Genomic DNA, 22,017 nt, shown 5'->3' with positions numbered 1-22,017 from the left:
CCAGAATATTCTTATAATGAAGATATCAATCAAGAGGAGGATACTATGGAACATATCGAATTATTCGGGAAACACGTGATACTCACCCCGATGATGGATCATCATATCGAACCGCTTTACGCCGCTTCCTTGCCAACTGAAATATGGGAATGGAGCGCAACAAAAATTTTGTCATATGAAGAAGCGATTTCCTATGTAAAGGATGGCATTCGAGCAAGGGAACAGGAACTTCATCATCCATTTGTCGTTATCGATCAGACTGATGATTCGATAGTTGGCAGCACGAGCTTAAGAAATATTCAATTTCATAATCAATCCCTGGAAATCGGTGCGACTTGGTATCATCCCGACAAATGGCGGACAGCCATTAACACAGAATGTAAGTACCTGCTATTGCAGCATGCTTTTGAAAAGTGGAAAATGAAACGGGTTGAATTCAGGACGGACGAATGCAACAAAAGATCGCGTGCAGCAATAACCAGGCTCGGCGCCCTTGAAGAAGGCATTTTGAGAATGGAGAAAAAACTGCAAGATGGAAGGATAAGGAATACGGTGGTCTACAGTATTCTCGAGCATGAATGGCCCAATGTGAAAAGGAATTTGGAAGCCTTTTTGAAAAGGTGAAGATATGAAAAAGAGTGCCGTTGTTTTGCACTCTTTTTCTCTTGCTGCTATCTTTCATGTGAGTCTTTATTAATATCCGATAAAAAATCCTTTTGCCTTTTGGTTGATCGAATGAATATGAAAACGCCAATCGCAAATAAAAACGGCATTAATAAAGCAAAAAGAAGATAAATCATATCTCCAAAGAACAAGTTCATTCCCCCTAAACCACCATGCGACACGCACTTTTGTCTGTAAACTTTCCCGTCAAACTTGGATGTTCATTGCTTAGTCTAAACTTTGTGACAAGCGAATCATATCCTGGCATTGTATCCCATTTTCATAAATGGCCTCGGAATAGTTTCTATTAAAAAAATCCCGATCGACCCCAGTGATTCTAAACCCGCATTTTTGGTAAAGGGCAAGCTGCCCTATCCCCGAATTTCCCGTGCCGATTTCAATCGTTTTATATCCCTGTTCCCTTGCATGGCCTATGGCGTGTTCAATCAATTGCCTGCCGATTCCTCTTCCATGGTGCCGTTCATCCACAGCGATATTCATTATCTCTATCAGTTTTGGACCTTTTTGCAGTAAAACATAAACACCGATCATTCGCCCATCAGTCAAGGCAACAAAGCATGTTCCGCTTCCCAAGTATTCCTCGACCAATTCCCTTGAAGGATCGGCCAAAAGCAATAAATGCATCGGCGGTGGCTCATCGATGAATAATTCCCTTATCTCCATCTCCATCCAACCCCTTCTCATTTTAATTCTTCTACAAGAAGTTCAACCAATTCCGATGCGGGAAGTTCCCTGCTCAACCTATACCCTTGTCCTGCCCACAAAGCCATCAATTCAGGATTGTTTTTTTGTCCAGCCACTTTTCGCATTTGCTTTGTCATGTGATGGACATGAGGATAGGCGACTGGTGCAAATCCATCATAATCGGTAATAAAGTGATTCACCAACCCGCGTGCTCTCCGGCCGCTGAAGACTCGGGTAATAGAGGTCTTGGTAAACCGGGGATTTCCCAGAGCTTCCTTATGGACGGGGCTTGCCCCGCTTTCGGGACAGCGAAGGAAAGCTGTTCCCAATTGTGCCGCTGTTGCTCCCGCTTCGAGCACGGCCGAGATATCCTTTCCATGCATCAGTCCGCCCGCCGCAATGATCGGCAAGTTCAGCTCACCTTGAATCAACCGTATCAAAACTAAAAGACCGTAATCATCTTCTGTGCGGTTTTCAAAGCTGCCCCGGTGACCCCCTGCTTCAAACCCCTGTACACATAGCACATCCGCACCTGCTCCCGCCGCCCTTTTTGCTTCCTGAAGGTTGGTTACCGTAACGGCTATAAGGGAACCGACACCTTGGAGCTCCCTTATTACGTCTTCCGTTGGACATCCAAACGTAAAACTGACAACAGCGACCCCAGCCTCCTTCAACACCGTTATTTTATTTTCCCAATCATCGTCATCACTATCGGCTTTTCCAATCTCAGCCCCAACGCTCTCGGCCTCTTTTTCGATCTTTTCACGATAGGCAGATAATATATTTTCATCCGCCTCCTCGTTTCCTGGCACAAATACATTCACGCCAAAAGGGTGCCCAGTCAACTGACGGGTCTGCCCTATTTCGTCCTTCATCTCTTCTGCAGTCTTATAGCCAGCTGCGAGAAAGCCCAATCCACCTGCATTGGATACTGAAGCCGCAAGCTTCGGGGTGGAAGCTCCTCCTGCCATCGGTGCTTGAATGATCGGATATCTCATTAACTTTTTTAGCATTCCATACCACTCCTTTTGATTTTTCTTCATGCCCTTATCATTTTTACGTTTTCTTGGTATAATGATTATCTGTAAGAGAAAAGTGTCTAAATGATCACCCTTTATATCTTGCAAATATAAAACATAGGTGGTAAATAAAAATGGAAACAAAACCATATAGAGTTTTACTTTATTATTTGTATGTACCAATCGAGAATCACGAAGAATTCGCAGCCGAGCATCTTGCGGCATGTAAAGCACTTGAATTGAAAGGCCGTATCTTGGTGGCAGCAGAAGGGATCAACGGAACGGTTTCTGGTACGATCGAACAAACCAACAAATATATGGACATGATGAAAAGCGATCCCCGCTTTGCCGATATCGTGTTTAAAATAGATGAAGCTGACGGCCATGCTTTCAAAAAAATGCATGTTCGTCCACGAAATGAGCTTGTAACGCTTCGATTGGAAGAAGACATCAACCCGAACCGGACGACAGGCAAATACTTGAGCCCGATGGAGTTCTTCGAGCAAATGCAAGATGAAGATACCATCGTCCTTGATGCCAGAAATGACTATGAATTCGATTTGGGACATTTCAGGGGTGCAATCAAGCCAGAAATCACGAATTTCCGTGAACTTCCGGATTGGGTCCGGGAAAATAGAGAAATGTTCGAAGGCAAAAAAATCCTAACGTATTGCACCGGCGGTATCCGCTGTGAAAAATTCTCCGGCTGGCTTGTCGAAGAAGGCTTTGAAGATGTAAGCCAACTGCATGGCGGCATCGCAACATACGGAAAGGATCCCGAAGTCCAAGGTGAGCTTTGGGATGGCCGAATGTATGTATTCGATGAAAGGATAGCCGTACCTATCAATCAAAAGGAACATGTCATTGTCGGTCGCGATATTTATTCCGGCGAACCTTGTGAACGCTATGTTAATTGTGCTAACCCTGAATGCAACAAGAAAATCCTTTGCAGTGAAGAGAACGAGCACAAACATATGCGCAGCTGTACTCATGAATGCCGAGTGCATCCCCGTAACCGCTATGTAGTCGAGCATAACCTTTCTGAAGAAGAAGTGGCTGAGAGATTACAGCTAATCGAAGAAACCAGTACCGTAAAATGATAAAGCAAACCCGAATCAGTGGACACGATCCCTATTCGGGTTTTTTTATCCATTTAAATCAAATCTTATTTTCCTATATTAAACCTATGCCTTGGACCTTATCCCACTGCAAGAATGAACTATGATCTTTTAATGCCATCTGCTTCAAATCCACTATTACTTACTCTCTTACTTCTATATCACAATAGAAAAAACCTTCTTAATACGTAAAAAGAATGAATTCAGCTTAAGATTTTAGCGGTCAGCGGTTTTACCTTCAATGAAAAGAGCGATTCCTCTTTAGAGGAATCGCTTTTGCTTCATTAATGTTATTTTTCCTCTGCACTTACAACAATCCCGCAAGCTTGCCTATCGCCTGCATCACCGGCTTTCAAGGTATCCACATCCGGTCCTTTTTCACCATTGGCTTCATAACGGTCAGGAATATTGGCAAAGTTGTCTGGATTCGCATGAACGATTACAGCCAACTCTTCTTTCTTCAGCTGGTCTATCGTCATGTTATCCAATGTTGCCGTATATTTGGCTGTTCCATCCTCTTTCACATATAAAGGGGGCATATCCCCTGCATGTTTAGAGTGCGTGTCATCAGTTGGATTAAAGTGTCCTCCCGCTGTAGTGAAAGGGCCTTCCTTAGCATCCGGCTCACATACTGCTTTTTCGTGGACATGGAATCCATGGTAGCCTGGCTCAAGGCCTTCCAAAGCGGTCTCGATCACCACAGTATTCTCTTCGGCGGTAAAGTTAACTGTCCCAAGTGTTTTACCTTCTACATCTTTAACTTCCGCTTTTACCTGCGGATCAACCCCTGTTTCTGTTCCTTGTCCCACTGTAGTCATGTCCTTGGCATTATTGTCGGACTGATTTGAATCATCCGCTGAATTACATCCATACAGTAAAAGGGCAGCACACATAGGCAGCACAAGTTTTTGTTTATAGTTCATATAAACTCCCTCACTCTCTTATATGTATCTTCCTCTTATTACTTTCCACCATTATGGAAGAATAAACAGAAAGCGGAATAAATAGGAAAATGGATTATTCCGTGAGGGTGAACACCTTACTAATTTCACTGACAGGAATTTCGCATTATAGCTTAATGGTCTCATATTTTACAAAGTGATGACCCCAAAAGTGATGGCTGCAATCGTCATGATGATGGTCGTCCCAAATGCCCATTTAAACAGGAATTTTTGGTGATCCCCAAAATCCACGCCTACAAGACCGATCAATATGAAGGTTGCAGGCACCAATGGCGATAATGGGAACCCTGCGGTCGAATGGCCTAATAAAGCGGCCCTTCCGATTTCTACAGGAGAAATGCCGAAGTTCGATGCCGTTTCACTTATTATTGGCAGAATGCCAAAGTAATAGGCATCAGGTGAAAAAATGAACCCCATCGGAATGCTCGTCAGCGCTACCACCAGTGGCAAATGTGCCCCGATCCACTCAGGAATGACAGTTACGATTGAAGCAGCCATCGAGTCCATCATCTTCGTTTCTGTGAATACACCCGTAAAAATCCCTGCAGCGAAAATGAGTGTACAGATCATCACGAAACTATTGGCATGAGATAAAATCCTTTCCTGCTGTTCTTTTGGGTTCGGAAAGTTAACGAATAGTGCAATCGCAAAAGCAGTGGCAAATAAGATTTGGATCGGCAGCACTTCCATCACCAGCAAAACCATCAGTAAAATCGTCAAGAACCAATTAAACCAAAAAAGCTTGGATGTTCCTTTAGGTGCAGTTTCAACACCTGCAGCCTGTTCTCCCATACCAGGTTGCATGTTCGTCTCCATCGAGCTGACCCCTAATCTCTCCCTTTCCTTTTTACCAAGTACATATGCCGAAAAAAGCGTCCATAAAAGACCGCAAATCATGACCGGAATGAGAGGAATGAATAGCTCCGATACTTCAACCTGAAGGCTCGCGGCCGCCCTGACCAAAGGACCTCCCCAAGGAATCATATTCATGACGCCAGCGGCTAAACCAACAACACAGGCCAATACGAGCCTGTTCATCCCTAATTTGATATAAAGCGGCAGCATGGCTGAAACGGTGATCATGAATGTAGAAGAACCGTCTCCGTCCAAACCTACCAACATGGTTATAATAGCGGTTGCCATGACAACCTTTAGCGGATCTCCTTTTACAAAACTGAGTATTTTAGCGATCATGGGCTCGAATAACCCAACGTCAATCATTAGACCAAAGTATAGAATAGCAAAAACGATCATGACTGCTGTCGGTGTCACCTTTAAAATACCCGCAACCATCATATCTCCCATTTCCGAGGCAAAGCCACCAATCAGACCAAAAGCTATTGCCGTGAAGATGAAAGCGACAACCACTGATAAGCGCTTTGTGATGACTAAGACCAGAAACGTTAAAATCATGCAAAATCCTAAAATCGTCAACATGTTAAAAACTCCTTTAAATGGAAAAGTGAATACCTTTGCTTAAGTTAATTTTTCTGAAAAATCAATATTTTCACATTATATCATTTGCCTATTCATTAAAAAACCAATAAAAGCAAATTCGTTTAATAAATTAGTTAAATTATGTATACTATTATTTAGGAACCCGAAATTTTTTCCGGAGGAAAGAAGTGTTGAATCTAAAATGAATGCTCATAAAATAGCTAAACGGAATCTTTTCATCATGTGGTTCGCCAATTTCTTCATAGGCGGCAGCATGACGATGGTTCTCCCATTCATATCCTTATACATTGGTACATTCGGAGATTATTCGACTCAATATATCCAGCATTGGTCAGGATGGACATTTGGAATCACTTTTGTGACTGCCTTTTTATTTTCTCCCGTTTGGGGACGAATTGGTGATCGGTACGGCAGGAAGAAAATCTTGATTGCCTGTGCCTTTGGGATGGGGCTGTCCATTTTCCTGATGGGATTCGTTGAAAATGTTTGGCAGCTATTCGTCTTAAGGATGTTCACCGGGATATTCACTGGCTTCATTTCCATGTCACAAGCCTTCATATCAACGCAAACCCCAAAAGAAATTGCCGGACGCGTACTGGGAACCTTGCAAACGGGAAATATAACCGGTTCCCTTTTCGGACCATTGCTTGGCGGCCTGCTTGCAGACACACTCGGCTATTCAACCGCCTTTAAATTCACCTCCATCACCATTTTCATCTCCGGACTTCTTGTTTTTGCAACCAAGGAGTACGTAATGGAACGGCAGAAGGGAACAAAGTCGAGCTATACAAGCAGGGAAGTTCTCTCGCATATCTTGAGGAATCCCATCCTAGTCAATGTCATGCTCATTTCGACACTTGTTCAAGTTGCCCACTTCAGCATTCAGCCCATTCTTTCTTTATACGTTGGCCAGTTGCATGGAACTTCCAATCTTGGATTTTATTCAGGTATCGCCTTTTCTGCAGCAGGCCTGGGGAATTTATTGATGGCGCGTCACTGGGGCAAGATAGGTGATCGTCATGGACATGTGAAGATTCTTGTGCTGCTTCTTTTTCTGACTGCTACAGTCTACTTGCCTGGTGCCTTCATCAATCATTTTTGGCAGCTTGTTCTGGTACGTTTCATACTTGGCATGGCAATAGGCGGCATCATCCCTGTAAGGATTGCCTACATTCGCCAGGAAGCTCCTGTCGCAATGCAGGGGGAAGTACTTGGGTACAATACGAGCCTGCGCTTTTTAGGCAATATCATTGGACCCGCGATGGGCGGAATGGTTGCTGGTTTCTACGGATTCTCCGCCGTTTTCATCACGACCAGCACGTTACTCCTCATAGCGGGACTTGTCCTCTATTTCGCGATGCACCGCAATCCGGAATTGGCCAGATCACATTAATCTCACTTTGGCTAGAAAGCCTGCTTTCAGATGGAAGCAGGCTTTCTCATGTTTAATGCTCATACAGCTGTAGTGCTGGATACTTCTGGAACTGGATTTCGTTTCGGTAGTATTCCGATACAGGCAGTGAGGCCAAAAACGAACAAGAGTCCTGCACACATGAAAAAGGAATATTGGAAACCAGCTGCTGCACATGGTTCCCGAACAATAGGTACATAGCGTGCCAAACCTTTCTTCTCTATTTCCTTCTATATTTGGACAATCCCGCTGATTGCTGTTGATACTTAATAAAAGGGGAAGGTTGGCCGCAGCCATAAACACTTCATAACGCAACAAATTTTATGTTAAGATTATTTTAGGCAAATTTTATGAAAGTAAAAGACGCAAAGCCACGGGCCTAACACAACAACTTAGTTGTCATGGCAGCCGGGCTGCCATGATTTTTCTTGAATGGATCACTTTATTATCAATTGCCCCTTTTTAATTTGCCTAAAATTAAAAATAGGAGGGTTATATATGTTTTTTCCAACCATTTATTCAGCCACTACAGATGAGAGACACATAGTTAAAGATAAAAATACTTGTGCATGCGGCACAAGGTATAATGTATTCGCAATGCTGACCAGAAGCGATCTTCGAAAAATCAGGTTCAAGCATTATAAAGAAGTGACATGTCCTAAATGTAAATCCAGTATCATTGATAAGGAATAGACTCTTAACACCGGGAGGTTTCTACTCCAAAAACTTTGATAGAGCTGGCCTTTTCACCTTGTTTCGGTAACAATAGCCATCTTCCTCATGCCTCCTTACCCAGATTACACACAAAATCGAATAAAAAAAGACCCTTTCAAGATCTTTTATCATTGCTATGTAAAGTGAATGTGCGGCTGAATATAGCTGGCTCGATTCAAATCATCAGTTTATAAGCTCTACTCCGCTTCCCGTTTGGTATTCCATCAACTGGGCCAAATATTTCTTAAGTAATAACTCGGCAAGTACAGGGTCTTTCAGGTTATTCAATAGCGTGTAGGAGCCCAATTCGTCAAAATGGCCAAGACTTTTTTCGGGAATCCATTTCGGGGAACATTATGAGCATGCATGGCCTGTTTGTAGGCATAATAATAATCCTCCAGCTTATTGGTGGTACCGCCCCCACCCCAATAATATCGTCAGGGAAAGCTTCTTTATTATCGGATATTCACTAAGGTAAAGAATTATCCCTTCCCAGTATGAGGATGCGATTTTCCCATTTCACCGGTATCATCAATATCAGCATATCATCCCATTTTGTCACTGATTTCTTTATATTTAAGATAAAGCTGTTCTTTCATATGATCCCATTCCGAGGCTTTTTCCGCTTCACTTTCGATCAGATTCGAGCGGGCAGTAAGTGAACCTCTTCCAGTTTCAAAACGGCAATCCGGTGTGGCCTGTATAAATCATTGTTCATCAATGTCGCATATTCGACTATTTAGCTTATCTTCTATTTTCTCTTCAAACAATTAAGTTATGTAACTACCCTTTACCTCTTCTTCGAGAATTTCCGGGGAACATTCTCCTAGGTGAATGGGAAAAGAATCAGCAAAATGGAGCGAACCTCCTTTCCATACATACAAACGATCATCCTCTCTCAATACGATCGCCACGAAAATTCCAATTGAAATGATTCCACCGTAAAATCCAATGTTTCTTGGATTGTATCGAATTTCACTAAATTCCTTGCAGTCAGTCTTAAATGATTCTCAATCTTTTCCACCAGTTTCGTTCTTTTCTCGCTCTTATTCATAGGAGTAACCCCCATTTTCATTCATAATAAAAGAATAACACATTTAAATACAGAAAAATCTGAATCGTGGCAGCGAAAGCGATTAAGAAGGCTTTGGAAATTTTTTGCCCTTCGTTATTGGATGTTGCCCATCGTCATTTCCTGAAATTCCTCCCTTTAGGCCTTTTACCTTCATTCGCCTATAATACGAAATGAATAGCCCCCGATTTGTCGTTTATATTATCCATATAGATAGAAAGAAGGACTCATGCTATAATTTAGTGCGTTAAAAGAAATGAACACACATATATAGAAAGAAGGAGTATTTCTTTGAATACATCTGGATACAAACAGGAATGGTTTGGCAACGTTAGAGGAGATGTTCTATCCGGTATAGTCGTTGCCTTGGCATTGATTCCGGAGGCGATTGCCTTTTCGATCATTGCTGGCGTTGACCCAATGGTTGGTCTATATGCCTCATTCTGCATTGCCATCGTCATCTCTTTTGTCGGCGGAAGGCCGGGAATGATTTCTGCAGCCACTGGTGCAATGGCACTCGTCATGGTCGATCTTGTTAAAGATCATGGCTTGAACTATTTACTTGCTGCAACAATATTGACTGGTTTGCTGCAAATTTTACTAGGAGTATTAAAAATCGGGAAATTAATGAAGTTCATACCGAAGCCGGTCATGACTGGTTTTGTAAATTCTTTAGCTATCTTGATATTCACGGCTCAGCTCACCCATTTCGTGGGCGAAACATGGATCATGTATGTCATGACAGCCGTTTCTTTAGCTATCATTTATCTTTTTCCGCTGATCACGAAAGTCATACCTTCACCACTTGTCGCCATCATATTCATGACGATCGTTGCAGTTGCCACGGGGGCTACGGTGCGGACGGTTGGGGATATGGGGCAATTGACCGAAGCGCTACCGATGTTCATGCTTCCAGATATCCCTTTGACCTTCGAAACTTTGGCGATCATTTTCCCTTATTCCATAGCCCTTGCGTTTGTTGGGCTGCTTGAATCATTATTGACAGCTCAAATAGTCGATGAGATGACTGACACGGACAGTAATAAAAATAAGGAAGCCAAAGGCCAGGGAATTTCGAATATCATTGCGGGATGCTTTGGCGGCATGGCGGGATGTGCGATGATCGGCCAATCCGGTATCAATATTAAATCAGGAGGAAGGGGCCGGCTCTCCACATTTGTAGCTGGCGCATTCCTTATGGTATTAATCGTGGTATTGAATGATGTCCTTATTAAAATCCCGATGGCTGCACTTGTCGCAGTCATGATCATGGTTTCAATCGGGACCTTTGACTGGTCTTCCCTAAAGAGGCTCACAAAAGCTCCAAAGTCGGATGCAGCCGTGATGATCGTGACGGTCCTCATTGTCCTTTATACACATGATTTATCAAAAGGGGTATTTGCCGGAGTGCTCTTGAGCATGATTTTCTTCTCGGCTAAAATTTCTAAAGTGGCTGTAGTGAAAACGGAAGATATCCAGGCTAAGAAAACCATTTATCATATCCGCGGGCAAGTATTTTTCGCTTCTGTCCAGGACTTTGTTTCGAAGTTCGACTTCAAGGAAAAAGCCGATTCAATCGTCATCGACTTTTCCCATTCTAAAATCTGGGATGCTTCAGCAGTCGGTGCTGTTGATACGGTTGTCCTTAAATATCAGCTTCTGGGAATACCTGTCCAAGTGCAAGGACTCGATGAAGATAGTTCTTTATTGCTTGAAAAACTCGCCACATCAGAAAGTAAAATATCTTGAAGAAGTAAGTTTTGTTGAATAGAAACTTTTCAAACCGACAAAATAGATAACATGAATTATTTCCTTTTGAAAGGGGCGAAAAGCATGACACCCGAGCAGGATTATACAGCAGCAAATCTGTCACCGGATTTATTGAATGAACTGAAAAGCTTTGAAAACAGACTTGGCGAGGAAGCCAACAAAGAACTGATTGTCATTGCCTATGAAAAAGAAAAGGAAGCTTTGAACTAAGAGAAAAGACTCAACCACCATTAATGGTGGTTGAGTCTTTTTGCATGTGCAGAAAAAGGATGCCCATGTTTTTAATGAGCACCCCTTCTCCTGTATTATTTGCTGAATACGTCCGTTAAGATCGGCACGATTTGTTTTTTACGAGATACAACGCCTTCTAAGACGGCGATGTTATTGTTTAATGAAACGTCGTATGCTTTTTCCACTGCATAAGCTGCTTTACCAAGCGCCAAGGCAGCAGAGTCATTAGTCAAGATATCCGTTACGACAAATAGGAATAAGTCCAATTCCTTCTCGGCGATGACCGCTCCTATCGCCGCTTCCAATTCTGCTTGCTTAGCAAGGACTTCGTTCGGATCTACAGCATTGACCTGTGCTATCTCCACTTTAGCCATTCCCATGGAGAATTCCTTTGCATCAAGAGTGATGAGCTGGGCAATCGTTTTGTCGCTCAAGTCAGCTCCGGCTTTCAACATTTCCAAGCCGTATGTTTCAGCGTCGACTCCCGCAATGGCAGCCAGTTCCATTGCTGCTGCAATGTCTTGCTCCGTGCATGTAGGAGATTTGAACAATAACGAATCGGAAATGATGGCAGACAACATAAGACCTGCGATTGCTTTAGGGACTTCGATGCCGTTTTCTTTATAAATTTTATTTAAAATGGTTGCCGTACAGCCAACAGGTTCCGCCCGGTAATATAGTGGATCGCTTGTTTCAAAGTTAGCGATACGGTGATGGTCGATAACTTCCAACACACGGACTTGGTCAATATCTTCAGCACTTTGCTGGCGTTCGTTATGATCGACCAGGATTACGCCTTCAGCTTCCCCTGCAACTTTTTCCACAAGGCGGGGAGCTTCGAATTTGAATTGGTCCAATGCATATTGAGTTTCACCATTCACTTCACCCAGACGAACTGGTTCAGCGTTGATACCTAACTGCTTTTTCAGGTCTGCATAAGCGATTGCTGAACAGATTGTGTCTGTATCCGGGTTTTTATGTCCAAAAACTAATACTTTTTCCAAGATTTTATCCCCTTTTTCTTAAATATTTTTCCGCGAATCCCCTCATCGCAATAAGGGAGAGCCACCTTTACTAGACAATTTATTTTAACACAAAATCGCGTAAAATCAGCGCTTGAATTACCCATTCCCCAATAAATTCTTTCATTCCATCGCACTCTGCCCTCACTTTGTCAATAGATAAGGGCTGGTTTTTTTCAAATATATTAGTTGAATTATCATCGTATATGGCTTACGATAATATAAGCAGAAATACTAGATATTGATTACATAAACATTACTAATAACTATATATAGAATTTTTTATAATCCAAGGTGCCAGTGATGGCTGAAAAGGGAATCCGGTGTAAACCCGGAACTGTCCCCGCAACTGTAAATGTGACGAAATGAGAAACCCACTGTATAGCTCTCTATACGGGAAGGACTCAAAGTAGGATGATCATGAGTCAGGAGACCTGCCTTGAATTTTTCACGTTTCTTATTCTTCGGGGATTGAGATGATGAAACGATAGTTTAACGGCTATTTTTTCATGGCTCTTTTATTCTATCGTTTGATCCGCTCAATTCATTGGGCGGTTTTTTTATTTTAGAAGGAAGTCAACAAGGAGGATTATTAATGACTCAAACATATAACTCTACCATAAGTGAAAATGACACAGAAGCGAAGTCCATCCAGCTCGAGATGTTATCAAAGGAATTCGAAGGCCATCTCGATATGGAAAAGTTCAAAAAGCGTTTTACAAAATGGCTAGATCGCAAAAGTGACTCAACTGAAGAACAGGCATCAAAAAAACTGATTCAGCTCGCTCTTGAAAGTGTGGATATCGATGCTCCGGATTGGACGTTCGTTGCTGCAGCAGAACTGTTGAATACAATGTATAGGGATGCACAAGCCAATCGAGGCTATGAAGGCATGAGTTATGGCCCATTCTATGAGCTGATCGCGGAACTCTCCCAGCTTTCAGAAGGTCAGCGTTATCCTATTTATAAATCAGAACTGCTATCTTCATATACGAAATCGGAAATTGAGGAATTGGGTTCGGTAATCGACCCGGAAAAAGATAAATTATTCTCGTACATAGGCATCTACTTATTGAACGACCGCTATCTGGCCCGCCCTCAAAAGGACAAGGTCTACGAACTGCCACAAGAACGTTTCATGATCATCGCGATGGAAATCATGCGATTGGAAAAAACGGAGCACCGCCTGCAGCTCATTAAAGAAGCATACTGGGCCATGTCCAATCTTTATATGACCGTTGCGACTCCTACACTCTCCAATTCAGGTAAAACACATGGACAGTTAAGCTCCTGCTTTATCGACGCAATTGAAGATTCCATTGACGGAATCTACCTATCAAACTACGATGCAGCAAAAGTATCTAAATTTGGCGGCGGAGTAGGTCTTTACGTCGGTAAGGTACGATCGCTTGGTTCTGATATCCGGGGTTTCTCTGGAAACAGTTCCGGCACGACTCCCTGGATTCGACTATTCAACCAGACAGCTGTAAGTGTCGATCAATTGGGGCAACGTAAAGGTGCCATCGCGATTTACTTGGATGCCTGGCATAAAGATATCATGAGCTTCCTCGATTTAAAGACACAAAACGGGGATGACAGATTAAAAGCCCATGATATTTTTACAGGCGTATGCATACCCGATTTATTCATGGAAGCTGTACGCGACAGAAAAGAATGGTATCTTTTCGATCCGCATACCGTTAAGCAAACCCTTGGGTTTTCACTTGAAGATCTTTATGACGAGAAGAAAGGCGAAGGAAGCTTCAGGAATCATTATGCACTTGCTGTCGAGGCCGCAGAAAATGGCACGCTTCCAAACTATAGCTTTGAAAAAATCAAAGCGATGGACATCATGAAAAGCATCATGATTTCTCAATTAGAAGAAGGCGTACCGTATATGTTCTACCGCGATGAAGTGAATCGGAAGAATCCCAATAAGCATAAAGGTATGATTTATTGTTCAAACCTTTGCACGGAGATTGCCCAAAACTTAAGCCCTTCGACAATCACGGATGAATATGAAACAGAAGATGGAGATGTTGTTGTGGTTCGTAAAAGCGGCGATTTCGTTGTCTGCAACCTTTCATCCATTAACTTGCCCCGGGCTGTGGGCAGCGATGTTTTGGAAAGATTGATTCCCATTCAGATCCGCATGCTGGATAATGTCATAGATGTGAATAATCTTCCTGTCAAACAAGCATCCATCTCGAACAAACGTTACCGGGCAATTGGTTTAGGAACGTTTGGATGGCATCATTTACTTGCCACACAGAATATTTATTGGGAATCCGATGAGGCTGTTCACTATGCAGATGCTTTATACGAAAAGATCGCTTACTTAACAATCAAGGCATCTAATGAATTGGCCAAGGAAAAAGGTTCATACCCATATTTTGAAGGATCTGATTGGCATACAGGGGACTATTTCGAACTGCGTGACTATACAGATCAAAAATGGATGGATTTAAAAGCAGACGTGCATGAACACGGGACCCGTAATGGCTATTTAATGGCCATTGCCCCGAATTCTTCGACAGCTAAAATCGGTAATTCCACGGATGGAATCGACCCTTTGTATGAAATTGAATTTTACGAAGAAAAGAAAAACTTCAAATTCAAGGTGACCGCTCCAGGCTTGACGCCAAATACGTATGAATATTATAAAAAGACACGATTTAATTTGGACCAACTGGAAAGCATCAGGCAAAATGCAGCCCGCCAACGCCATATTGACCAAGCAATCAGCTTTAATCTGTATGTACACAATACAATCAAAGCGAAGGTTCTATTGGATATCCATTTAACGGCATGGGAAAGCGGATTGAAATCAACATATTATGTTCGTTCGACTTCTTCCGAATATGACAATGCCTGCGAAAGCTGTTCAAGTTAACGACAATCATAACCCAGTAATCTATTCTTAAAGGAGTTTTCACGAATGACCAATCATATCAAAAAGATTCGGATGCTCGAACCTACGCATCCAACCAAAGCAACCGGTGTTTTCAAAGGAGAAGCTTCAGGCTTCCTTCTTTGGAACGATATTCAGTATGAAAAATTCTATGATACCTATACACAGCTCATCAATAACTTTTGGAAGCCTTCGAGCGTAAACATGATTCAGGATAAAAAGCAGTGGGGCGAATTGGACGAAGATATCCAGGACGCTTTTCTCGATATCCTTACAATGATTGCTGGAATGGATAGTCTTCAAACGCCCACTTTAGTAGAAATCCTTCGGTACATCAAAGATCCGGCGGCAAAAGCTATTCTGGCCAATATGGCCCAGCAGGAATCGATCCATAATGAGTCTTATTCCTATATCCTTGCTTCCTTGATTCCTGTAGGCAAGCAAAAACAGCTATTCGACCGCATTAAAGAACATCCTGAAGTGATTAAGCGTAACCAACCGATCGTTGATGCTTATCAAACGTTCGTGGACGATCCCAGCCCTCAGCATTTATTCGAGGCACTGATCCATTCAACGAACCTTGAAGGGATATATTTCTATCTGGCTTTCGCCTTTTATTATAATTTAGGACGACAAAATTTAATGACTGGTTCCGCTACGATGATATCCTATATTCATCGTGATGAAATGGTCCATTTCGATTTCATTGGAATGCTCGTTCAAATCTTGATGTATGAATATCCTGAGTTAAATAATGAAGAAAACACGAAGTTCATCTATACAACGATTGAAAAAGCAGTCGAACTCGAAAAAGAATGGTCTGAATATATGCTCGATGATATCCAAACCAAAGCCGATCTCGATTTGGAAGAATTCAATGAGTACATCGAATATATCGCCAACAAACGGTTACGTATGCTAGGCCTTGAGAATTTGTATAAAGAGTATGGCGAGAATCCGATGCCATGGATCAAAACGTTCGATGATGAATCCATCGGACTTACCAAAACCGATTTCTTCGAACAGAAGTCAAGGACATACAGTCAAGTAAATGCCAGCAATGGGTTCGATGAGCTGTAAAGTTGCCATTGTCTATCATTCTGCCGGAGGCAATACAAAAGCGCTTGCTGAAGCCCTCTCTTCCCTTTTACCTGAAGCTGGACTATATCGAATGAATGAATTCGACTTACGCACATTGCCGGATTACGATGCATTGATCGTCGGCACCTATACATGGGGCAATGGGGAACTTCCTGCTAAATCAGCAGCCTTTTATAAAGAACTGGAACAGTTGCCTATTGCTCATCTGAAAGCGGGAGTCTTCGGAACCGGTGAAACCAACTATCATCATTTTTGTGGGGCGGTCGATCATTTCCGGGACATGTTATTTGCCAAGAGCCAGTTATTGGTGACATTGAAGATAGAACAGATGTATCAAGAATCGGACTTGCCCAGACTTCAAAAGTTCGCCTCGCTATTCCAGAACTGACTGAAAGGGGATTTGCGCATTCGCATATCCCCTTTCAGTGTTTTTTAAAGAGCTTGGCTCCCTCTATCATAAGCAACGGTAAACATGTAGTATAATGGAATAAAAAAGGAGATAATATCCAATAACTGAAAATATAACCTTGTTCTGCCTATCCTTTTTATGCTAGTGCTTGTCGCATTCGTTATATTCATCGTGTTTTTCCTGGCAGGGCATTTTAATCGTTCTAAACGGATCGAAGAAAAATTGGACAAAGCATTAAAGGAAATGGCCGAAAAAAAGGGAAAATAAAAAGACTCCATTATCGGAGTCTTTTTTTATATGCGTTCAATTATTTTTGAACGTTAGCTGCTTGTGGTCCACGAGCGCCTTGCTCGATTTCGAAAGAAACTTCTTGGCCTTCTTCAAGCGTTTTGAAGCCTTCGCCTTGGATAGCTGAGAAATGTACGAATACATCGTCTTGGCCTTCAACTTCGATGAAACCGAAACCTTTTTCTGCGTTAAACCATTTTACTTTACCTTGTACCATGATAGTTCCTCCTGTGTTTGGAAAAATCCATTTTATTACTATTTTTGGTTCTGGATAATGTTTCAAGAGGAATCCTATTACAGTAAATCCTTCTATCAAACTTATTCCGAACAAAAATAATTACTTATATTATATCATGGAAATTCCTAAAAAAACAAGATTATAGCAGTAAATCAACCGACAAATTATCCTAAAATTCTACATATTCCTCTTCTTGCTTTGTCGGAAGCCTTCGTCCAATAAGTAGCGCTCCGCCTCTACTGGACTCTCGAAACACTCCTCAAGGTTCGATCCGGAATACACATTCCAAAGCAGGTCTTCCCTTTCAAGTGTAAGCTCTTGCTTTTCAGGGCCAATCCATGTCCCTTCCAACCTAGCGAACCCGTCTTCCTCTTCTTCGAATTCAACCGGAGGTTCAGATAGATAATCGACGCTTTTTTGGATCAATTCTTTTAATTCCGCTTCATTATAGTCACGAATATTGATAAAACCTTTACGGTCAGTGTCTTTTTTTCTCATATGCCCTGCGTAAACGAATCCATTTCCATTGGGATGCAAGTGCTGAACGACGATTTTTTTCTCCTGGACGCTTTCTGGATAATGAAAGTTCACACGTCCCAATGAAACATCTTTTCGCTGTAATTCCGGAAAAGTTTCAATGATGCTCAATTTTTCTTCAAATGTTAACAAATTTCTTCCTCATTTCATTAGTTCATATTGTTTGTCGATTATAACACAGACTGATTGGAAACAATAATCTCCTTCTTCGATTATAATGTGATGAAAGGGAGTGATACGATTTGATCATGAAAATTCGGGATCTGGACTCCGATTATGGCCAGCAGCTTTTTAATCTTCAAAAAGAGGCCTATAAGGTGGAAGCGGATATGATCGGTTTTGCCGATATACCTCCTCTATTGGAAACATATGAACAATTCATTCATTGTCATGAAACGTTTTTAGGCTATTTAAAGGGTGATGCGTTAGTGGGTGCACTATCTTTTTCAAAAGAGAATCGTCAAATGCTGATTTGCCGAATGGTCGTCCATCCTGATTATTTTCGGCAGGGTATCGCGGATGCACTCTTACATGCCCTTCAATTACAAGGCGATTGGGAAAAGATTTCCGTTTCAACCGGTAAAATGAACCTGCCCGCACGGAACCTTTACGAAAAAAACGGCTTCACACATAAAGATGACATAGAAGCCTCTACCCACTTTTTCATAAGTATATTCGAGAAAAAGCATTCATTTTATGTAGGTCACGATAAAAAGCATAAGAAATGAAATGACAATAATTACGGCAACCCATAGCCAGGCTAATGTCATATTCCCGGAGTCCATGGCGATATAAATCGCAGTCGGTATGGTTTGTGTCTGTCCGGGAATGTTTCCGGCAAACATGAGTGTGGCTCCGAATTCCCCCAACGCACGAGCAGAACTCAAGATGGCACCTGTGACGATGGATTTGACCGCCAATGGAAGGGATACATTCAGGAACAACCTCAACTCACCCGCCCCGTCAACCCTTGCCGCATTTTCGATTTCTTCATCTATACCTTCAAAACCCGTTTTAGCGGATTGGTACATAAGCGGAAACGCTACCACGGTAGATGCAATGACCGCCGCCCACCACGTGAACATCAGGGGCTGACCAAAAACCCTTTCAATGAATTGTCCCGGCAACCCACTCTTGCCAAAAATTACAATCAATAAAAACCCAACGACGGAAGGCGGCAAAACAAGCGGCAATAAAAACGCTGTTTCCAACAGGACCCTTCCCCTGAATTGCTTTTTAGCCATCATTCGCGCCAGGATTATTCCTAAAATGAAAACAAGGATACCCGATAGTCCCGCTACTTGTATCGATAACCTGACTGGCGACCAAAAATCCCCTGTCATGATACTATCCGCACAACACTGTTAAATATCGGCCCATGCAGATCCTTGTTCGGCATCATTACCCAAATGGCTTCTTTTTCATTAAAGGCAGATTTCATTTCATTTTCTCCCTTTCTTTTTAAAATAACATTTAAGTTTATTTTTCTTGACATCTTGCTGACACAAAGAAACGTTAAAGTAAGAGTATCACAAATATAAAAATAATTTCATTCCAATAAACTTGAAAACTTTGAAGGAGTCGATTTTAATGGTAACAATTTATACTACTCCAAGCAGTCTAGCCTGTCGTAAAGCAAAAGCTTGGCTTAAAAAGAACGAAATTTCCTTTAATGAACGCAACCTATATTCCCAACCTCTTTCTATAGAAGAAATAAAAGAGATTTTACGTAAAACGGAAGGCGGGACAGATGAAATCATCTCAACCCGTTCCAAAAAATTCAAAAGCCTGAATATCGATATAAATAATACACCGCTTAATGATCTTTGTAAGCTTATTCAAGATAACCCGGATTTACTTCGCCGGCCAATCATTTTCGACCATAAGAATTTGCATGCAGGATATAATGAAGAAGAAATGGGACGCTTCCTTCCAAGGAAGGTCCGTCATGTACAATTATGGCGTGCAATCAGCCAATTGGCTTAATAGTTAGCATCCTGCATAATAAGAGGGTTGTCCATTACATCGGACAACCCTTTTTTATACCTGATCCGCTTTCTCTATGACAATCGTGAAGGTGGTGCCCTGTTCATCGCTATCCTTAAGCACTAGATCACCCTTTTGCGCTTTTGCGAGCATCTTACTGAATGGCAGTCCCAAACCTAAACCACGTACCTTCAACTTTTTGTTTTCACCACGATAAAATGGTTCGAACACAAATTGTTGTTCATGTTTTGGGATCCCCCGGCCACTGTCCAGTACATCAATACAGATTCGTTCTTCATCCTTTTCATAAAGGTGAATCGCTATTTTCCCTTTGCCATCAAGTGCATGCCTGGCATTATTCAAAAGGTTAATGACGATTTGCTGCATCCGCAATGAATCAATTTGACCAAAGACCGGTTCATCAGGAACTTTTATCTCAAGAGCGAACGCTTGATCATCATCCTGGGTCACCTGCCAGCGATAGGCGATTTCCTTGATGAATATATTGATATTCTCTTTTTGCAGCCGAATTTTAAAAGCACCTGCCGATATGGCATTATAATTGAGTAAATCCTCTATCATACCTTGCAAACGTTGAGTTTCCTTTAAGGAAATATCGAGGAATTCCTTACTTTGCTCTCCCTTGACGACATCATCCTTAACCGCTTGTATCAGTCCGCTAATGGATGTTACTGGCGTTTTCAAATCATGGGTTACGCCTGCAAGCAATTCCGCCCGTAACTTCTCCATGACCTTCAATCGATTGGTCATTTCCTTAAATGATTCTATCAGTTCATAAATTTCTTCTTCCTTGATTTCCTCTTCCTCTTTGAAATGGATATCATAGTTGCCTTCACGAACTTGGACAGCGGCGTTAGCTACGTCTTGGATGGGACGTGAAATCTGCCTGGAAAGAAAATAAATGACCCCCGTTCCCAGAATCAGCAGGCCTCCAATCATGATCGCCAACAAGCCATGGTCTTGGTTGATTTCCTTCAATGCCCCTTCTTCCTGTGCAATGACCACCCAGCCTCTCGTCTCATCATTAAACGTAATGGGGGATTTGACGACATACACTTTGTTGTCGGAAATCTTGACCTTCTGGATTAACTCCGTATTTTTCATGATGACATCCGGGAGTTTATTTTCATCCGGATCTATATACAATTGTGGCATCGTATATATGATGGTGGCATCGGGATCGACGATATAGATGATTGGCTGTTGGTTCAGATGAAGGATTTTCTCCCTTTCCTCTACAATTTCCGAAAGGATCGGGCCAACGACAATCTGACCATTATCCTTAATCGCCCGATCGGATGTTTCATCAGCTAAGTACTTAAGAAGGCTAAGCCTATATTCCAAAGCCGTTTTTTCCATCCACCATAAGGAAAAAACAGACAATAAGATCAAACCGGAAATCAAGGTCAATACGTATCTCTTAGTCCAATAGCGTTGTAAAGTGGTTCTTTTTTTAGTTTTCATAGACACTCAATTGATACCCCAATCCACGCAATGTTTTTATTTCCCCCTCGGTTACAGGCCATGCATCTATCGCCTTCCTGATCCGTTTGATCGCCAGGTCCACCGCACGGTCACTGCCGTCATAATCCATGCCCCACACTTGGTCGAGCAGCTGTTCTCTCGTGAAAATTTGATTAGGGTGCTTAGCGAAAAAAACGAGCAGCGACAAATCACGCGGTGTCAAGTTTATCTCTTCCCCATTCAAATGCACCATATAAGAAAGATCATCGATGGTTAAACTCCCAAACTCATGTACATGACCATCTTCTGTATCGACCGATGAGGATCTTCTTAAAACGGCATGCACCCGGGCCACGACTTCTTCGGCAACGAAAGGTTTGGAGATGTAATCATCCGCACCTGACTTAAATCCCGATAATCTGTAATCGACATCTGTCAGTGCAGTCAACATGATAACCGGACAATTATCGTTCTCCCGAATTTCCTTCAATATATCCCAGCCTTCCTTACCAGGCAGCATGACATCAAGCAGGACAAGGTCTGGCTTCGTTTCTTCGAAGACCGGAATGGCGTTTAGCCCATCGTAAACTTGGACTACATCAAAACTTTCCCGTTCCAAATATGCTTTCAATACCATCGATATGGCGATTTCATCTTCTACTACAAGAATTTTCTTCATTTATGGATTCCTCCTTCCTGAATTATAGTGGAAACATTTTGCATATGCTAACCTTTAAAAACACCAAGCATTTTTCCTCAATCTTACCCTTTTTATGTGTCAGGATTATGTTCGCAGTAAAATTAACCGATGTTTTCACTTAGTCATTTTAACAGGAATGCTGCTAAATGGTCGTAATAATCATTCAGGAAAAACCATGATTTTCTTATTTAAACTTTTAAGAGGCTGGCTCTATACT

The 22,017-nt window shown here is 42.1% G+C and carries 23 protein-coding genes and 2 riboswitches; of the genes, 12 read left to right on the top strand and 11 right to left on the bottom strand.

What is annotated here, in order from left to right; genetic code table 11:
• The first annotated feature begins 45 nt into the window (after positions 1–45).
• Positions 46–624: a GNAT family N-acetyltransferase gene (locus tag ACFVSH_RS11020; RefSeq protein ID WP_260284494.1), complete on the top strand. Its 579-nt coding sequence runs from the start codon at positions 46–48 to the stop codon at positions 622–624.
• A 267-nt stretch (positions 625–891) separates the two neighbouring features.
• Here ACFVSH_RS11020 and ACFVSH_RS11015 read toward each other — a convergent pair whose 3' ends face one another.
• The gene (locus ACFVSH_RS11015) at positions 892–1,347 is read right to left on the bottom strand and encodes a GNAT family N-acetyltransferase (RefSeq protein ID WP_387597168.1); all 456 of its coding nucleotides are present in this window, start codon (positions 1,345–1,347) and stop codon (positions 892–894) included.
• 17 nt (positions 1,348–1,364) lie between these two features.
• Complete coding sequence (locus ACFVSH_RS11010) at positions 1,365–2,381, bottom strand: nitronate monooxygenase (protein WP_387596588.1); 1,017 nt, start codon at positions 2,379–2,381, stop codon at positions 1,365–1,367.
• A 140-nt stretch (positions 2,382–2,521) separates the two neighbouring features.
• Here ACFVSH_RS11010 and trhO point away from each other — a divergent pair, with 140 nt between their 5' ends.
• Positions 2,522–3,487 carry an oxygen-dependent tRNA uridine(34) hydroxylase TrhO gene (trhO, locus tag ACFVSH_RS11005; protein ID WP_387705927.1) on the top strand — a complete coding sequence of 322 codons (966 nt, stop codon included), beginning with the start codon at positions 2,522–2,524 and terminating at the stop codon, positions 3,485–3,487.
• Positions 3,488–3,795: 308 nt separating this feature from the next.
• Here trhO and ACFVSH_RS11000 read toward each other — a convergent pair whose 3' ends face one another.
• Both ACFVSH_RS11000 and ACFVSH_RS10995 read right to left on the bottom strand, forming a co-directional pair.
• Positions 3,796–4,428: a superoxide dismutase family protein gene (locus ACFVSH_RS11000; RefSeq protein ID WP_260284490.1), complete on the bottom strand. Its 633-nt coding sequence runs from the start codon at positions 4,426–4,428 to the stop codon at positions 3,796–3,798.
• 168 nt (positions 4,429–4,596) lie between these two features.
• On the bottom strand, positions 4,597–5,904 hold the full coding sequence (locus ACFVSH_RS10995) for a CitMHS family transporter (RefSeq protein ID WP_260284489.1): 1,308 nt from the start codon (positions 5,902–5,904) through the stop codon (positions 4,597–4,599).
• A gap of 202 nt (positions 5,905–6,106) precedes the next feature.
• On the opposite strand from ACFVSH_RS10995, the gene ACFVSH_RS10990 reads away from it, so the two are divergent.
• The 3 genes from ACFVSH_RS10990 to ACFVSH_RS10980 all read left to right on the top strand — a co-directional run bounded on the left by ACFVSH_RS10990 (position 6,107) and on the right by ACFVSH_RS10980 (position 8,029).
• Positions 6,107–7,318 (top strand): MFS transporter, encoded by a 1,212-nt coding sequence (locus ACFVSH_RS10990; RefSeq protein ID WP_387596597.1) that lies wholly within the window; start codon positions 6,107–6,109, stop codon positions 7,316–7,318.
• A gap of 48 nt (positions 7,319–7,366) precedes the next feature.
• A complete protein-coding gene (locus ACFVSH_RS10985; protein ID WP_387705925.1) occupies positions 7,367–7,537 on the top strand; it encodes a hypothetical protein in 171 nt (56 codons plus the stop codon).
• Positions 7,538–7,666: 129 nt separating this feature from the next.
• Positions 7,667–7,757, top strand: a riboswitch (cyclic di-GMP riboswitch).
• Between the two features lie 77 nt (positions 7,758–7,834).
• The gene (locus ACFVSH_RS10980) at positions 7,835–8,029 is read left to right on the top strand and encodes a hypothetical protein (protein ID WP_192203561.1); all 195 of its coding nucleotides are present in this window, start codon (positions 7,835–7,837) and stop codon (positions 8,027–8,029) included.
• A 919-nt stretch (positions 8,030–8,948) separates the two neighbouring features.
• Here the strand turns inward: ACFVSH_RS10980 and ACFVSH_RS10975 are convergent.
• A complete protein-coding gene (locus ACFVSH_RS10975; RefSeq protein WP_387705923.1) occupies positions 8,949–9,104 on the bottom strand; it encodes a hypothetical protein in 156 nt (51 codons plus the stop codon).
• A 309-nt stretch (positions 9,105–9,413) separates the two neighbouring features.
• On the opposite strand from ACFVSH_RS10975, the gene ACFVSH_RS10970 reads away from it, so the two are divergent.
• Positions 9,414–10,871, top strand: a complete 1,458-nt coding sequence (locus tag ACFVSH_RS10970; RefSeq protein WP_387705921.1) for a SulP family inorganic anion transporter — start codon at positions 9,414–9,416, stop codon at positions 10,869–10,871.
• Between the two features lie 84 nt (positions 10,872–10,955).
• Positions 10,956–11,102, top strand: a complete 147-nt coding sequence (locus ACFVSH_RS10965; protein ID WP_192203558.1) for a hypothetical protein — start codon at positions 10,956–10,958, stop codon at positions 11,100–11,102.
• A gap of 95 nt (positions 11,103–11,197) precedes the next feature.
• Here ACFVSH_RS10965 and ACFVSH_RS10960 read toward each other — a convergent pair whose 3' ends face one another.
• Positions 11,198–12,127 (bottom strand): manganese-dependent inorganic pyrophosphatase, encoded by a 930-nt coding sequence (locus tag ACFVSH_RS10960; RefSeq protein ID WP_260284485.1) that lies wholly within the window; start codon positions 12,125–12,127, stop codon positions 11,198–11,200.
• A gap of 293 nt (positions 12,128–12,420) precedes the next feature.
• Positions 12,421–12,601: riboswitch (cobalamin riboswitch) on the top strand.
• 139 nt (positions 12,602–12,740) lie between these two features.
• Between ACFVSH_RS10960 and ACFVSH_RS10955 the strand changes: the two genes are divergently transcribed.
• From ACFVSH_RS10955 to ACFVSH_RS10945, 3 genes are read left to right on the top strand one after another with little or no spacing between them, the layout of a single operon-like run.
• Positions 12,741–15,038, top strand: a complete 2,298-nt coding sequence (locus tag ACFVSH_RS10955) for a ribonucleoside-diphosphate reductase subunit alpha (protein ID WP_387705919.1) — start codon at positions 12,741–12,743, stop codon at positions 15,036–15,038.
• Positions 15,039–15,083: 45 nt separating this feature from the next.
• Positions 15,084–16,136, top strand: coding sequence for a ribonucleotide-diphosphate reductase subunit beta (locus ACFVSH_RS10950; protein ID WP_387596615.1), 1,053 nt, complete (start codon positions 15,084–15,086; stop codon positions 16,134–16,136).
• Positions 16,126–16,545, top strand: a complete 420-nt coding sequence (locus ACFVSH_RS10945; protein ID WP_387705917.1) for a flavodoxin domain-containing protein — start codon at positions 16,126–16,128, stop codon at positions 16,543–16,545. Before ACFVSH_RS10950 ends, ACFVSH_RS10945 begins: the two co-directional genes overlap by 11 nt.
• Positions 16,546–16,873: 328 nt before the next feature.
• On the opposite strand, the gene ACFVSH_RS10940 is transcribed toward ACFVSH_RS10945, so the two are convergent.
• The gene (locus ACFVSH_RS10940; protein ID WP_028393295.1) at positions 16,874–17,071 is read right to left on the bottom strand and encodes a cold-shock protein; all 198 of its coding nucleotides are present in this window, start codon (positions 17,069–17,071) and stop codon (positions 16,874–16,876) included.
• A gap of 198 nt (positions 17,072–17,269) precedes the next feature.
• Complete coding sequence (locus ACFVSH_RS10935) at positions 17,270–17,761, bottom strand: hypothetical protein (protein ID WP_387705915.1); 492 nt, start codon at positions 17,759–17,761, stop codon at positions 17,270–17,272.
• Positions 17,762–17,877: 116 nt separating this feature from the next.
• Here ACFVSH_RS10935 and ACFVSH_RS10930 point away from each other — a divergent pair, with 116 nt between their 5' ends.
• Positions 17,878–18,357: a GNAT family N-acetyltransferase gene (locus ACFVSH_RS10930; protein WP_387705931.1), complete on the top strand. Its 480-nt coding sequence runs from the start codon at positions 17,878–17,880 to the stop codon at positions 18,355–18,357.
• Here ACFVSH_RS10930 and modB read toward each other — a convergent pair.
• The gene (modB, locus tag ACFVSH_RS10925) at positions 18,319–18,972 is read right to left on the bottom strand and encodes a molybdate ABC transporter permease subunit (protein ID WP_387705914.1); all 654 of its coding nucleotides are present in this window, start codon (positions 18,970–18,972) and stop codon (positions 18,319–18,321) included. The two genes, ACFVSH_RS10930 and modB, sit on opposite strands and share 39 nt — an antisense overlap.
• Positions 18,973–19,219: 247 nt before the next feature.
• Between modB and spx the strand changes: the two genes are divergently transcribed.
• Positions 19,220–19,615 carry a transcriptional regulator Spx gene (gene spx, locus ACFVSH_RS10920; RefSeq protein ID WP_034314875.1) on the top strand — a complete coding sequence of 132 codons (396 nt, stop codon included), beginning with the start codon at positions 19,220–19,222 and terminating at the stop codon, positions 19,613–19,615.
• Between the two features lie 54 nt (positions 19,616–19,669).
• Here spx and ACFVSH_RS10915 read toward each other — a convergent pair whose 3' ends face one another.
• The gene (locus ACFVSH_RS10915) at positions 19,670–21,100 is read right to left on the bottom strand and encodes a HAMP domain-containing sensor histidine kinase (RefSeq protein ID WP_228467657.1); all 1,431 of its coding nucleotides are present in this window, start codon (positions 21,098–21,100) and stop codon (positions 19,670–19,672) included.
• A complete protein-coding gene (locus ACFVSH_RS10910) occupies positions 21,090–21,779 on the bottom strand; it encodes a response regulator transcription factor (RefSeq protein WP_387596627.1) in 690 nt (229 codons plus the stop codon). The genes ACFVSH_RS10915 and ACFVSH_RS10910 overlap by 11 nt, the downstream gene beginning before the upstream one ends.
• Positions 21,780–22,017 lie beyond the last annotated feature (238 nt).

Origin of the sequence: Peribacillus sp. NPDC058002 (assembly GCF_042886655.1) — a bacterium.
GTDB lineage: Bacteria > Bacillota > Bacilli > Bacillales > DSM-1321 > Peribacillus > Peribacillus aracenensis.
The sequence above is the reverse complement of the archived record's forward strand: the minus strand, read 5'-3'. Positions and strand labels throughout refer to the sequence as shown.